Source organism: Aminobacter sp. NyZ550 (genome assembly GCF_025628925.2).
Taxonomy (GTDB): Bacteria; Pseudomonadota; Alphaproteobacteria; order Rhizobiales; family Rhizobiaceae; genus Aminobacter; species Aminobacter ciceronei.
Genome location: NZ_CP114191.1, coordinates 478,613 through 492,706 on the forward strand (window position 1 = coordinate 478,613; position 14,094 = coordinate 492,706).

A 14,094-nucleotide genomic window follows, 5' to 3' on the forward strand; every position below is an offset into this window, starting at 1 on the left:
AAAGCTAAGCATGCTCATTGGGTGAAAAACCCGCGCCGCATATACCCTTGCTGCCGCAATTCCGAAGGCAGTGCATGGAATGAAGGTGGAAAATGCAAGGTCCGCGAGGTGCTCCCTGGCCACCGGCTTGCGACCTCATGTCAGTCAAGCTCAATCAGAGGCTTTCCATCCAGCACAGCCGCCACATCCTGATCATGATTTCCCATCATTGCGGCTACGCGCTCCAGAGAGGCTGTCAACATCGCCTGCTCCCAATCGACCAACTTGTTGAACTCGTTCTGAAACCGCGCCTGAACGCCATCGGGTGAGGCAGCCAGCAAGCTGCGGCCGGCCTCAGTCAATGAAAGCCAAGATTGACGCCGGTCCTGATCGCCCTTGCGGCGTTTTATCATCCCATGGGATTCGAGCTTCTGGATGAGCGCGGTCGTGGTCGCCTGGGTGATACCCATTCGTCCCGCGACATAACCTGCCGTTTGCTCGTTGGCCTCCTCGAGTAACTGCATGAAGACCAACTGGGAAGGGGTCAGCCCGGTCGCGCGCATCACTGCCCTACCGTTGAGTTCCGTGGTGCGCAGAATCTTGCGCATGGCAGTCAATGCCCGCTTGGTCCGGTCTTCCAACTGTCGCAGCCCGTTTTATTTCTCGGTCGCATTGTAACTTCTGATTACTGCAAACCCAACAGCTGTCCACTGCGTTTGCCGGTATCGTAAATAATTTCGCAAAAGCTAACTAATTTCACATCCCTCTATCAGAACCAAATTCTGATCATCGAAGTGCCTACGAATTTGCGTCATATAATATGTTGTTTTTGTTAGCTAATTTGCGCGGCCCTGCGCCTGAGCAGGAGCTTTCCATCAATTTAAGCGGTTGACATTTATTTCGATCAACCTAAGCTTATGACGTTGTCGAGCAGGGATAATTCCGGCATCAGAAAATTTTGGTGGTAGGTTTGTTGAATGAAATAGGGGCCAGTAAGGGCGGCGCTCCTCTCCCGATCAAGGCGACTCGCGGTCCGGCTTCCATTCGCAAGCCACACAAAGGCGACGGCGTGCGCGTGTGGCAGATGATCCGCCAAACACCAGGACTGGACGACAACTCGCTCTACTGCAATTTGTTGCAATGCAGCCATTTCGCATCCACCTGCGCCATCGCTGAAAGCGACGACCAGATCCTTGGCTGGATGTCCGGCTACATCCCCCCTCACCAGCAATCCACCTTGTTTGTCTGGCAGATATGCGTGAGCGTTGCGGGGCAGCGACAGGGGTTGGCTAGGAAGCTCATTGCCGATGTTTTGACCAGGCAAGCCAGCAGCCAGATCAAGCATATCGAATGCACCATCACCGAGAGCAATGCCGCGTCGTGGGCCCTCTTCAGATCCATCGCCCGCAAGCTCGACGCGCCGATAGCCCAGCGCATTCATTTCGCGCGGGATAGCCATTTCGAACACCTGCATGACAGCGAATTTGCCGTCACCATCGGCCCGTTTCACCGGGAAAGTGCGGCACGTCTCACCGCCTGACGCTTCTGGCAAGAACGGCATTCAAGCTCGAACTCCCAGGGAGACTACCAATGCCCACCACTGGAACCATCGCCGCAACGACCACTTTCGAGCGGGTCGAAAGTCGCGTTCGATCCTATTCGCGCAACTTTCCCAGACTGTTCGACAAGGCGGTAGGCGCGACTTTGTACGACACCGCAGGCAATACCTATCTCGACTTTCTCAGCGGCTGCTCATCGCTCAATTATGGCCACAACGACCCAGACCTCAAACGGGCGCTCGTCGAATACCTGTCGGCGAACGGCATCACCCACGGGCTGGACATGTTTACCGACGCGAAGCAGAGATTTTTGGCGAGCTTCGAGCGCATCGTGCTGACGCCACGGGCAATGGATCATCGCCTGCAGTTTACCGGACCAACAGGCGCCAATGCTGTCGAAGCGGCGATCAAGCTGGCGCGTAAGGTAACCGGCCGCCATAACGTCGTGGCCTTCACCAATGGCTTTCACGGCGTCACGATGGGCGCGTTGGCTGCGACCGGCAATTCCAAGCATCGGGCCGGTGCCGGCACACCCTTGTCGGGCGTCACGCGCGCCGCATTCGAAGGCTACTTTGGGCCTGACATCGATACCGCCAAAATGCTGGAGCGCCAGCTTACCGATCCATCGAGCGGTATTGATGCGCCCGCCGCGATCATTGTGGAAACAGTGCAGGGAGAAGGCGGTCTCAATGTCGCCTCGCCCGAGTGGCTACGCAAGATCGAGGCGATAGCACGCCAGCATGGCGCGCTCTTCATCATCGATGACATCCAGGCCGGTTGCGGTCGAACAGGCGGGTTCTTTTCGTTCGACGGCATGGGGTTGTCACCCGACATCGTCACGATGGCCAAGTCGCTCTCGGGCCTGGGACTGCCACTGGCGTTGACGCTCATCAAGCCTGAGCACGACATCTGGAAGCCAGCCGAGCACAACGGCACCTTCCGCGGCAACAATCATGCTTTCGTCACCGCAACGGCAGCGTTGGAGAAATTCTGGAACGACGATAGGTTCAAAAATGAGGTCGCCGACAAGGCCGCCTATCTCGCCAAACGCCTCGACGCTGTAGCCGAAACCCATGGCCTGTCCATCAAGGGCCGCGGCATGATGATGGGGATCGACGCTGGCTCCGGCAAAACCGCCGCCACCGTCTGCAAGGCATGTTTTGAGCGTGGGCTGATTATCGAAACCTCGGGAAGCCACGACGAAATTGTCAAAGTCCTGGCACCGTTGACCATTTCCAACCAGCAATTTGCAGCGGGCCTGGACACGCTGGAAACGGCGTTCGCCGTAACCATGGGCACCATGCGCGCCGCTGCCGAATAGGAGTCACACCATGATAGTCAGACAGTTGGAACAAGCGCGTCAGACAGATCGCCTGGTCAACGCCGACGGCTGGGACAGCACACGCCTGCTGCTGGCCGGCGACGGCATGGGCTTCAGCTTCCACATCACCCGCATCCACGCCAACACGAGCCATGTGTTCCACTACAAGCACCATTTCGAGAGCGTCTACTGTCTCTCTGGTGAGGGAACAATCGAGGATCTGGCCACTGGCCAAGTCCATCAGATTCGGCCCGGCACCGTCTACGCACTCAACCTGCATGACCGGCACCGGCTCACCGCCAACAGCGAGCTGGTCATGGCGTGCTGCTTCAATCCGCCGGTCATCGGACAAGAGGTGCACCGCGAAGACGGCTCGTATGAGCCCATTGCCCAGCTTGCGATTGCTGACTGACCTCACTCAGAAATGAAAGGCTAAGCCATGGCATTACATGCAACCTCCGTCGCCAGCCCCGACGACTACCCCACTCGTCGACCCGGAGAGCGCTGGCTCGAACGCAAGGATCCTACCGTATGGGGCCAATGGTCACCGGACGCGCCGCTGACCCATGATCAGGCCCGCGCGTTCGAGCAGGACGGATATCTCGTGCTCGACGACGTATTTTCGGAGTCAGAGATTGCTGCCTTGCAAGGCGAATCTTCGCGGATGCGGTCTGGCGACGCCGAACTTGATCCCGATAACATCATCACCGAACCGGGTTCGAAAGAGGTGCGGACGGTGTTTCGTCTGGACCAGCAGAACGCGCTGTTTGACCGCCTGGCGCGCGACGAACGTATCGCTGGGCGTGCCGGGTTTCTGCTGAACGACGAGGTGTACCTGCATCAGTCGCGGCTGAACTACAAGCCGGGCTTCACCGGAAAGGAATTCTACTGGCATTCCGATTTTGAGACATGGCACGCGGAGGACGGTATGCCGCGGATGCGGGCCATCTCGGCTTCGGTCCTACTGACTGACAACGATGCGCTCAACGGCGCACTGATGCTCATACCCGGCTCGCACAAGACGTTCGTCTCCTGCGCAGGAGTAACGCCTGACAACAACCATGCGACCTCGCTGCAGAAGCAAGAGGTGGGCGTGCCTTCGCAGCAGACCCTGTCGAGAATGGCCGAAGCGTTCGGCATCGAATGTGTTCCCGGCAAGGCCGGCACCGTCATCCTGTTCGACTGCAATACTCTGCATGGATCGAATGGAAATATCACACCATTCCCGCGCTCCAACGCGTTTTTTGTCTACAACGCCTGGAGCAATCGCGTCGGAGCGCCTTTCGCGGCCAAGGCGCCGCGACCCGACTTTCTGAGCTCGCGCAACCCTTCGGGCCCGATAAAGGTCGAGCGCGGCCGGCTGGGATGATCCGCGCCCTCAGACGTGTCCAGACAGACGACGCTCCGCCAGATCATGGGGCGTCCGGAGAAATCATGACCACGACCAAATCCCACACGGCAGAAAAGATCGGCGGCACATCGATGTCACGCTCGAAGGAACTGCTCGATACAGTCCTGATAGGCGACCGCAGCGAAGACGCCCTCTACAACCGCATTCTAGTGGTCTCGGCCTATGCAGGGGTGACCGACAGCCTGCTCGAGCACAAGAAGACCGGCGAGCCGGGTGTCTATACGCTGTTTGCCGGCGCTGAAGGCGGCTGGATCTGGGGCGATGCGCTCAATTCGGCAGCCGAGAGGATGCAGACGCACAACGCCACTGTCTTCGCCGCCGACGACAGTGCACGCCAGACCGCCGATCGATTTGTGCGTGAACGCATAGAGGGCGTCCGATCGTGCATGATCGATCTGGCGCGCCTTTGTTCCTTCGGCCACTTCCAGCTCGAACACCACCTGCTGACGGTGCGTGAAATGCTGTGTTCGCTGGGCGAGGCTCAGTCGGCCTTTAATACAGTGCTGCTGCTCAACCTGCACGGCGTCAATGCCCGGCTTATCGATCTGACCGGCTGGCGCGAAGGGGTCCAGCACGATCTTGACGAATGTATCCGCCGTGCGTTCGCCGATGTCGACCTGAGCCGAGAACTACCGATCGTGACCGGGTATGCCCAGTGCACCGAAGCGCTTATGCGCAGCTACGACCGCGGCTACAGCGAGGTCACACTGTCGCGCGTGGCCGTGGTAACCCAGGCCAGCGAAGCCATTATTCACAAGGAATTCCACCTGTCGTCCGCCGATCCGCGCATCGTTGGGACCGGCGCTGTCCGTGTGATCGGGGCAACCAACTACGACGTTGCCGATCAGTTGTCGAACATGGGCATGGAAGCGATCCATCCGCGCGCCGCCAAGAGCCTGCGCCAGGCCGGCATTCCGTTGCGGGTGCGCAACGCCTTCGAGCCGGACCATGAGGGTACGCTGATACGAGCCGACCTTGCAGCTCAGTCTGCTCAGGTCGAGATCGTCACCGGGTTGAAGAATGTGTTTGCCTTCGAGTTCTACGACCAGAACATGGTTGGGGTTAAGGGCTATGACGCCGAGATACTGGAAGCGCTGACGCGCCATAAGGTCTGGATCCTGTCGAAGACCTCCAACGCCAACACGATCACCCACTTCCTCAAGGGTTCGATGAAGGCAATCAAGAGGGTCGAGTCGGACCTGTCCAAGGCCTACCCTAACGCGGAGATCACACTGCGAAAGGTCGCGCTGATCTCGGCCATCGGGCGCAACATCGCAGACCCCACCATACTCGCGCGCGCCATCGACGCTTTGGCGAAGGCTGAGATCGCGCCGCTAGGCGTCCATGCCCTGGTCCGCAAGGTGGACCTTCAGGTGATCATTGAGGAATCCGACTTCGAGCTGGCCGTCACAAGCCTGCATCGGGAGCTTATCGAAACACGGCAACTGGCGGCTACCGACTACGTGTCCCCGCTGAATGCCGCGGCCTGACTTCGGGAGCGATCGATCGGCGAAGCTGATCCAGGTTCCACAATACCGACGCATATCAAAACAACAGGAGTATGAGAGATGACCGGATTCGGAAGAACTGTACTGATGGCGCTTTCGGGCGTTGCCATGTCCGCACTCGCCCTCACCTTGGCCAATGCCGCGACGCTCGAGCAGATCAAGAAGTCGGGCACGATCCGCATCGCTGTCGCCAATGAGATCCCCTATGGCTATGTCGACCCCAAGGGCGAGGCCCTCGGCGCCGGCCCCACGGTTGCCAAGAAGCTGATGGAAAAACTCGGCATCGAAAAGATCGAATGGGTGACGACCAGCTTCTCTTCGCTTATCCCCGGCCTTCAGGCGGATCGCTTCGACATGGTGGCGGCCGAGATGGCTATCCTGCCCGACCGTTGCAAGACGGTCCTCTTCTCGGAACCCAATACCTCCTACGGCGAAGGACTTCTGGTTGCTGCGGGCAACCCGAAGGATATCAAGACATATGAAGATTTCGCCAAGAATTCCGCGCTCAAGGTTGCGATCATGGCGGGTGCCGACCAGTTGGAGATGATGCAGGCGCTGGGCGTTGCCGAAGGTAATCTGGTGACCATCGCCTCCAACGCCGATGCAATCTCAACGGTTTCAACCGGACGGGCTGATGCCTATGCCGCGACCAGCCTGACGGTGAGCGGACTGGCCAGCCAGAACGACGGCGTGGAAGTGGCGTCCGACTTTGCCGATCCGGTGGTGAACGGCAAAGAGGTTCGCAGTTGGGGCGGGTTCACATTCGCCAGTGGCAACGAAAGCCTGCGTGATGCCGTGAATGACGCGCTGTCCGAGTTCAAGAAAATGCCGGAGTGGAAGGAGATCGTAACCGGTTACGGGTTCACCGAAGCTGACGTTTCGGGATCGACTGCTCACACCACAGCCGATCTTTGCAGCGCCGACTAAGCTGACGGAATAGACGCGATCGAGGCGGGTGCCACGGTACCCGCCTTTCGGTTCTGATCACCTTTCCCGCAGGATCAACTCATGCACTGGTCTGAATATCTCCTTCCCCTGGCGGAGGGCGCGTGGGTCACGGTCCAACTCACCGTCTATTCCACGATCTTGGGCGGGGTTCTCGCCTTTGTCTTCGGCATCGGCAAGCTGTCGTCCAACATGGCAATCAAGAGCGTCTCGGTCGGCTATATCGAACTCTTCCGCGGTACATCGTTGCTCGTGCAGCTATTCTGGCTGTATTTCGCTCTGCCCTTGGCAGGCATGGCGATCGGTATAGACCTGCGGCTGCCGCCAGTGGTTGCCGGCGTGCTGGCACTTGGCCTCAATATCGGCGCCTACGGTGCCGAAGTCGTGCGCGGCGCCATCCAGTCTGTCCACCAGAACCAGCGCGAAGCGGCGCGTGCCCTTAACTTCACCCCAAGGCAGACACTGTTCAACATCGTCATCCCGCAGGCAATTCCCGAGATGATGCCTTCATTTGGCAATCTGGCTGTACAGAACCTCAAGGATACTGCGCTTGTTTCACTGATAAGCCTCGGCGATCTGACCTTCCGCGCCGAACAGATTCGCAACTTCACCCAAGACAGCACGACAATCTACACGTTGCTGCTGTTGATGTTTTTCGGCATGGCTCTGGTGGTCACAGTTGTCATGCACCTTATCGAACGCTTCGCCGGTCGATGGCGCATGGTGGGGAGCTAGTTCCATGCTTTTCGGCTTCGAATGGGACCTGACGAACCCGTTGAACTTTGCCATCTCCATCCTGCCTATCCTGCTGGTCGGCATGTGGGTGACAATTCAGGCAACCGTACTCGGCTTCTTCGTCGCATTGGTGCTCGGGCTCTTTCTTGCCGTTCTCAAGAGCGCGCGGTCGCGGTTCATTGCCTGGCCGGCACGACTCGTCACCGAATTCATTCGCGACACACCACTGCTGGTACAGTTGTTCTTCCTCTACTACGTGCTGCCCGAATACGGCATCGTGCTGCCGGCTTTCATGACCGGGGCGCTCGCCTTGGGCATCCAGTACAGTGCCTATACTTCGGAAGTCTACCGCGCCGGCATCGAGGCAGTAGGCAGAGACCAGCGCGAGGCGGCCCGTGCGCTCAACCTATCGGCCGCCAACACCTTTACCCACATTGTCGTGCCGCAGGCAGTGCCGCGCATCGTGCCGGCAATGGGCAATTATCTGGTCTCAATCATGAAGGACGTTCCGGTGCTGTCGGTTGTGACTGTTCTCGAAATGCTCAATGTCGCCAAGATCATCGGCGACCGCACCTTCGACTATCTCGTACCGCTGTCGCTGGTTGGCTGCCTTTATCTCGTCATGACTCTTGTGGCCTCGGCCGGCGTCCGCGTTCTCGACACCTACCTTCCCAAGCAAGGACTTCCGCTGAAATGACCGATGCCATCATAAGATTCGACAAGGTGGTCAAACGTTTTGGCGACCTCACCGTGCTCGACGAGCTCGATTTCGAGGTCAAGAAGGGCGAAAAGGTCTCGATCATCGGCCCTTCAGGGTCAGGCAAGTCGACGGTGCTGCGTATCCTGATGACGCTCGAGGGGATTGATGGCGGCGTTGTCCATGTCGACGGCGAACCACTATGGCATGAACTGCGCGAGGGCTCCCTCCTGCCGGCCAGCGAAGCGCATCTGCGCCGAATGCGCTCCAAACTGGGCATGGTGTTTCAACAGTTCAACCTGTTTCCTCACATGACGGTGATGCGCAACATTACCGAAGCTCCTGTAAAAGTACTTGGCCTTGGCAAGAAGGAGGCACAGCTACGCGCCGAGGAACTGCTGGATCTGGTAGGTCTTGCCGATCAGGCGAAGAAATTCCCGCATCAGCTGTCTGGGGGACAGCAGCAACGTGTCGGTATAGCGCGTGCACTTGCGATGAGGCCCAGTATCCTGTTGTTTGATGAACCAACGTCGGCGCTCGACCCTGAATTGGTGGGTGAGGTGCTTACGGTTATCGGCCGGCTTGCTGAAGAACACGACCTGACCATGCTGCTCGTAACCCACGAGATGCGGTTTGCACGCGAGATATCCGACCGTGTCTGCTTCTTCGACCGCGGGCAAATCCGCGAGGAAGGGACGCCGGACGAGCTTTTCACCGATCCAAGTGAAGAGAGAACACGTGAGTTCCTGAAAGCGATCCTAGACTAGGTGTTCAGTCCCGAGGTCAAGTGGACCAGGTCGAACCGGAAGCGATCTGGCTGATAGGCCCAGTCCGTACAGATGGCTTCGAAGGATGCAAGACCGCGAAGGGTCTTGAGGGGTCGGACGAAAATTGCAGCCTTCGAGGAAGGCGGCAAGGTGATCTTCAGAGTTGGCGGTGTGTCTCGTAGTGATACCGCCGAACCGGTTGCCTCCCGCAGCGCATAGAGGAAGTCATCCAGAGGCTGCAGCGTATGCTTACGAAAGGCAACGAGACCGTCGCCTCTCAATTGGCGGTTTGCACGGTCATCGGCCCCATCGGCGCATCGTGGACAAAAGCCCGCTTGTGCCACGTGGCAACAGATTTCTGATTTAGTCGTGCTGCACGGCTAGCTCGTTGAGCGGAGCGTTCGATCGCTGTATCGCTGCTCGGATGGCGTGCGTGGTCGTGGCACTGCCGCGGAGTATCTGTCCCATAGCTTCTCCCGGAATGAAGGATCAGCTTGACTGCCTCCCGCCACACTCCGGGACCAAACAGCTAGTCTAGTCGCCTTCGCCCTCGCCGGCCACCGAGATGCCGAACTTGCGCATCTTGAGATAAAGCGTCTTGCGCGAAATGCCGAGCGTGTCGGCCGTGGCGCCGATCCGGCCGTCGTGATGAGCCAGGCTGTCGAGTATGACGGCCCGTTCGTGCCGGTCCATCCGCGCCTCGAGGCTGTCGCTGTTGCCGGCTGGCCTGTCGAACATCGCATGATCTTCCAGACCAAGCATGAAACGCTCGGCGACGTTGCGAAGCTCGCGAACGTTTCCCGGCCACGGCCTGCTTTCGAGCTCGGCCAGCCAGGCAGCTTCCACCTTGGGGGCCGTTCGCCCCTGGCGCTTGGCAGCGAGTCCGAGAAAATGGCGAAACAGCAGGCCGACATCGCTCTTGCGGGCGGCAAGCGGCGGAATCTCGACGCGGGCGATATCGAGACGGAAGACAAGATCCTCGCGGAACTTGCCTTGCCGTGCCAGCTGATGCAGGTCCGCCTTGGTCGCCGCGACGACCTTGATATCGACAGGCAGCTCGACATTCGAGCCGAGCCGCTCGATGACCCTCTCCTGGAGCACGCGCAGCAGCCGTACCTGGGCGACGAGCGGCATCGATTCGATCTCGTCGAGAAACAGCGTGCCGCCGCTGGCGTGTTCGATCTTGCCGATCCGGCGCTCGCGGGCGCCGGTGAAGGCGCCGGCCTCGTGGCCGAGAAGCTCGGTTTCCAGCATGGTCTCGGGGATTGCCCCGCAATTGACCGCAACGAAGCGCCCCTTGCGAGCGCTGAAATCGTGGATGGCGCGCGCCGTCACTTCCTTGCCGGTGCCGGTTTCGCCGATGACCAGGACGTCGGTCGCAGCACCTGCGATCCGCTTCAGCTTCTCACGCAAGGCGACCATCGGCGCGGAATGACCGATCAGCCGCGTCTCCCAGGCGTCCGTCTCCGACGACAGCCGAAGCTGCCGGTTTTCGATGACAAGATGCCGGTGGTCACGGGCCCGGCGCACCGTCTCGATCAGGTGCAGCGGATCGGCGGGCTTTTCGAGAAAGTCCCAGGCACCGTCGCGCATCGCCCGCAGCGCCATCGGAATGTCGCCATGGCCAGACATCAGGATGATGGGAATTTCGCGGTCGATCTTGCGTACCGCCGCCACCAGATCGAAGCCGTCATGATCGGGCATGCGCACGTCCGAAACGATGACGGCCGAGGTGTCTGCCCTCAATCCGGCGAGCGCCGATTTGACCGACCCATGCGCGGCCACACGCAGCTCTTCGAGCTCCAGCACTTCACGGCAGGCGTCAAGCACATTGGCGTCGTCATCGATCAGGATGATGTCGGGCGTCATTCAGGTCCTTTCAGGCTAACAAGAAAGCGGGTGCCTTGCGGACCGGTCTCGAGGATCGAAATGTCGCCGCCGAAATCCTTGACGATGTTGTAGGAAATCGACAAGCCGAGCCCGAGGCCGGACCCGACCGGCTTGGTGGTAAAGAACGGATCGAACACCGCACCGACATCGGTTGGCGCGATGCCCATGCCGGTATCGCCGACGATCAGGCGGGCACCCGCCCCGTCTGGTTCCACCAGGACACTGACATGCCTCACGGGCTGGCCCTTGACGGCGTCGAGCGCATTGGCAACCAGATTGACCGCGACCTGTTCGAGCCGCACCGGCTCGGCCATCACATTGGCCCGACCAGCGTCAGGCAGGCTGACGTCGAGAACGACGCCTTCCTCTTCGAAGCGGTGCTCGAGCAGCGCAAGCGCATCGCGCACGCAGGCGGAGATGTCAGTCGGCCTGAGCTTCGCGTCCGGGCGGCGGGCAAAGCGCCTGATGTGGCTGATATGGTCAGCCATCCGGCCGGTCAGCGCCTTGATCTTGTCCAGGTTGACCAGCGCCTGCTCGCCCTTGCCGCGCGATATCAGCGTCGAGCCGCTGTGGATGTGGGCGCGGATGGCAGCCAGAGGCTGGTTGAGCTCGTGGCCGATACCGGCGGCCATCTGGCCGAGGGCAGCGAGCTTTGCCGACTGGACAAGCTCGTCGCGGGTTTGCCGGAACATCGTCAGCGCATGGGCGAGATCGCCGAGTTCGTCGGCGCCTTCGGGCAATGCTGCGGCCGTCGGCCTGCCGCTGCTGATGGCGCCAGCTTCGTCAGCAAGCAAGCGAATGCGGCTGAGCAGGTTGCGCTGGACGTAGAAGATGCCGATCCCCAACGCCAGCACCACGGACAGGACGGCGATCGCCGCCAGCAGCTTGCGCCCGGTGTCGATGGCCGCAGCGGCACGTTTGGCGGCGGCATTGGCACTTGCCTCGATCGCCACGACTTCGGCTGCGATCTTGCGGCCGAGCTCGTCGACCAGCCGACCGTTCTGGCCGGCAAGCTCGGTCAGCCTGGCCGCCTCGATCATCTCCGAGCGCTTGCGGTTCGGGATCCCGGTTTGGGCGTTGGATTGCTCAAGGATGCGGCCGCTCAACTGGCGCACGGTGATGCTGTCCGGCCAGTTGCCAAGCGTTCCCAGCCGGTTGGCCAGTTCGTCGGCGCTGTCGCCGAGGAAGGCGTTGGTTTCCTGCACCTCCTCGGCCGTGGTGGCATTCACCAGCCGACCGATGAGGCCTGTCGCAAGATTGGCCTGCGACACGGCAGTCAGCAGCGCTTCACTCTTGCGCTGTTCGGCCAGCGCTGCCGCTCCCTGGCTGTTACGTGTTTCGGCCTCGATGTTGAAACGGATATCCTCGACCAGCGGCTCGGCTTCGTCGAGCAGGTCGGCCTGCACCCATCTGAGTTCGTCGATATCCGAGCGCATGGCCTCCAGCAGTGTGAAACGCTTGCCGGCGGCGACATCGATCTGACGCAGATTGTCGTTGATCCCGTTGGCAAGCGGCAGCAAGGCGCCGACCGGCGAGTTGGAATCGCTTTCGGCCAGCAATGACTGCAGCAGCTTCAACCGCTCGGCATAGATGGCGCGGATCTCGTTGAACTCGCTGCGCGTCTCGGCCCCCGCCAACACCGCCGTGACCGAGCCGATGTCGGCGCCCGCCGTTGAGAGGCGGGAGGCGTAAGCCAGTTGCGGCATCTGTTCGTTGGCGATCCGTGACAGCTCTCCGGACAGGCGTTCGTAAGACAGCCAGCCGACGACGCAGGCGCCCACGGCAAGGCCGACAATGGCAATGAAGGCCAGAGCGAGGCGGGCGCCGATGCCAAAGCGCCAGTCGCGGGTTGCGGCAGCGCCGGGATGATCGACCGCCATCATTGCCGCCATGGCTGATAACGCAGACTGTCGGGATCACGCGACGCAGTCATGATCAGGCTTTCTGCAGCAGCCAGGTTTTGCTCGATGGTGCTGCGCAAGGCGCGGGCGAATGCCTGCTGCTCGGGCGAGCGCACCGCCCCGCGCGGCCATTCCGTCTTCAGTGGGTCGGCAAGGCTCGTCATTTCCTCTGCCGAGAGCGGCGGCATGCTCAGCAAGGCACGGGCCCTCCCCAGCATCTCTTGCCGTTGCGGATCGTCAATGTTTGCCGTCTCCAGATCGGTAAGCCGCTTCCACAACCGCGCGAGCATTGCCCGGCGGCGCACGATGTAATCGTCGAACATGAGGTTGACGAGTCCATATCGCGCTGCCGAGGCGGATGGGTCGAAGCTGTGGTACTTCAGCAGGCCGTCGCCAGCCTGCTGCGGCAGCAGCCCTCCGTTCAACGACGCCAGCACGGGAATGCGACCGACTGCCGGCGTGAGCAGGATTTTCTGGCCCTCCTCCGAAAGAACGAAATCGACGAAGCGCTCCGCGCCCTCGATGTTGCGCGAACGCGACAGGATGGCGATGCTTGCGGGCACGAAGACCGCATTGCGTGGCGTGATGAAGACATTGTCGGCATTGGCCAGATCCGGTGCCCGCGCCAGGAAGTCGATGGTGATACCGATGCCGAAGCGCCGCTGCGCGACGCCGGAAGCAACACCGAAGCTGCGCGCCGTGACCGTCGACAGGTTGCCGCCCAACTGCGACAGCAGCGCCCAGCCGTGATCCCAGCCGTAGGTCTGCAGCAGCGCTTCGACGATCAGGTGCGTCGTGCCCGAGCGCGACGGCGAGGTGATGCCGATGTGTCCCGAATAGACCGGCTTGATCAGGTCCTGCCAGTCGCGCGGGACCGGCAGGGCGTGCTGCGCGAGATAGGATGGATTGTAGACGAAGCCATAGCCCGACAAGGCGAAGCCGAGATAGTAGCCGCCGGGATCGTCGACCGGATAACCGAGTACCCTGGCAGGTGCGCCGGTTGGCCGCGGCGCGATCGGTCGCAGTTCACCTGTCCGCTTCAGCAACTCGAAGGCATCGGCGGCGGAAGCCCAGAAGATGTCGGCGGCAACTTCCGTCTTCTCGATGATGAAGCGGCTGGCGCTTGCCGTGTTGCGCTGGATGACGACGAGGCGGATGTCGGCGTTGCGGCGCTCAAAGGCCCTCTGGAACGGCTCGATGAAGGATGGCGGATAGGAAGTGACCACGACGAGGTCACGACGCTCCGCCGCCCAGACAGCGCCGGCAAGCGATGCGAGCGTGCACATGGCCGACAGCACGAGCGCCGACAAGATACCTATCCTGGCCAATCTGCCCTCATCGTCGTGGCCGCCTTCGTGGAAACGCTCAATCTAACGTATGG

At 60.7% G+C, this 14,094-nt stretch carries 13 protein-coding genes and 1 pseudogene; 9 read left to right on the plus strand and 5 right to left on the minus strand.

All coding sequences use genetic code 11. The annotated features are described in order from the left end of the window. Window positions 1–140 precede the first annotated feature (140 nt). Window positions 141–587 carry a MarR family winged helix-turn-helix transcriptional regulator gene (locus N7E70_RS29475; RefSeq protein WP_083948821.1) on the minus strand — a complete coding sequence of 149 codons (447 nt, stop codon included), beginning with the start codon at window positions 585–587 and terminating at the stop codon, window positions 141–143. Between the two features lie 353 nt (window positions 588–940). Between N7E70_RS29475 and ectA the strand changes: the two genes are divergently transcribed. The 9 genes from ectA (at window position 941) to ehuA (ending at window position 8,922) form a co-directional block, all read left to right on the plus strand. Continuing rightward, entirely contained in the window at window positions 941–1,519 is a 579-nt protein-coding gene (gene ectA, locus N7E70_RS29480; RefSeq protein ID WP_263005273.1) for a diaminobutyrate acetyltransferase, read from the plus strand. Between the two features lie 50 nt (window positions 1,520–1,569). Next, entirely contained in the window at window positions 1,570–2,859 is a 1,290-nt protein-coding gene (gene ectB / locus N7E70_RS29485) for a diaminobutyrate--2-oxoglutarate transaminase (protein WP_263005274.1), read from the plus strand. Window positions 2,860–2,869: 10 nt separating this feature from the next. After that, a complete protein-coding gene (locus tag N7E70_RS29490) occupies window positions 2,870–3,271 on the plus strand; it encodes an ectoine synthase (RefSeq protein ID WP_067967674.1) in 402 nt (133 codons plus the stop codon). Between the two features lie 27 nt (window positions 3,272–3,298). Beyond that, window positions 3,299–4,228 (plus strand): ectoine hydroxylase, encoded by a 930-nt coding sequence (gene thpD / locus N7E70_RS29495; RefSeq protein WP_263005275.1) that lies wholly within the window; start codon window positions 3,299–3,301, stop codon window positions 4,226–4,228. A gap of 65 nt (window positions 4,229–4,293) precedes the next feature. Beyond that, window positions 4,294–5,760, plus strand: coding sequence for an aspartate kinase (locus N7E70_RS29500; protein ID WP_263005276.1), 1,467 nt, complete (start codon window positions 4,294–4,296; stop codon window positions 5,758–5,760). A 78-nt stretch (window positions 5,761–5,838) separates the two neighbouring features. After that, window positions 5,839–6,705: an ectoine/hydroxyectoine ABC transporter substrate-binding protein EhuB gene (gene ehuB / locus N7E70_RS29505; RefSeq protein WP_067967667.1), complete on the plus strand. Its 867-nt coding sequence runs from the start codon at window positions 5,839–5,841 to the stop codon at window positions 6,703–6,705. 81 nt (window positions 6,706–6,786) lie between these two features. Beyond that, window positions 6,787–7,458 (plus strand): ectoine/hydroxyectoine ABC transporter permease subunit EhuC, encoded by a 672-nt coding sequence (gene ehuC / locus N7E70_RS29510; RefSeq protein ID WP_263005277.1) that lies wholly within the window; start codon window positions 6,787–6,789, stop codon window positions 7,456–7,458. Window positions 7,459–7,462: 4 nt separating this feature from the next. After that, entirely contained in the window at window positions 7,463–8,155 is a 693-nt protein-coding gene (gene ehuD, locus N7E70_RS29515) for an ectoine/hydroxyectoine ABC transporter permease subunit EhuD (protein ID WP_067967662.1), read from the plus strand. After that, window positions 8,152–8,922 (plus strand): ectoine/hydroxyectoine ABC transporter ATP-binding protein EhuA, encoded by a 771-nt coding sequence (gene ehuA / locus N7E70_RS29520; protein WP_067967659.1) that lies wholly within the window; start codon window positions 8,152–8,154, stop codon window positions 8,920–8,922. The genes ehuD and ehuA overlap by 4 nt, the downstream gene beginning before the upstream one ends. 206 nt (window positions 8,923–9,128) lie before the next feature. Here ehuA and N7E70_RS30995 read toward each other — a convergent pair. The 4 genes and pseudogenes from N7E70_RS30995 to N7E70_RS29535 form a co-directional block, all read right to left on the minus strand. Next, window positions 9,129–9,390, minus strand: a pseudogene (locus N7E70_RS30995) (IS481 family transposase); the annotation flags it as partial. A 66-nt stretch (window positions 9,391–9,456) separates the two neighbouring features. Then, window positions 9,457–10,791 (minus strand): sigma-54-dependent transcriptional regulator, encoded by a 1,335-nt coding sequence (locus N7E70_RS29525; protein ID WP_263005278.1) that lies wholly within the window; start codon window positions 10,789–10,791, stop codon window positions 9,457–9,459. Next, window positions 10,788–12,704 (minus strand): ATP-binding protein, encoded by a 1,917-nt coding sequence (locus tag N7E70_RS29530; RefSeq protein WP_246670706.1) that lies wholly within the window; start codon window positions 12,702–12,704, stop codon window positions 10,788–10,790. Before N7E70_RS29530 ends, N7E70_RS29525 begins: the two co-directional genes overlap by 4 nt. Then, a complete protein-coding gene (locus N7E70_RS29535; protein WP_263005279.1) occupies window positions 12,692–14,023 on the minus strand; it encodes an ABC transporter substrate-binding protein in 1,332 nt (443 codons plus the stop codon). The genes N7E70_RS29530 and N7E70_RS29535 overlap by 13 nt, the downstream gene beginning before the upstream one ends. Between the last annotated feature and the right edge of the window lie 71 nt (window positions 14,024–14,094).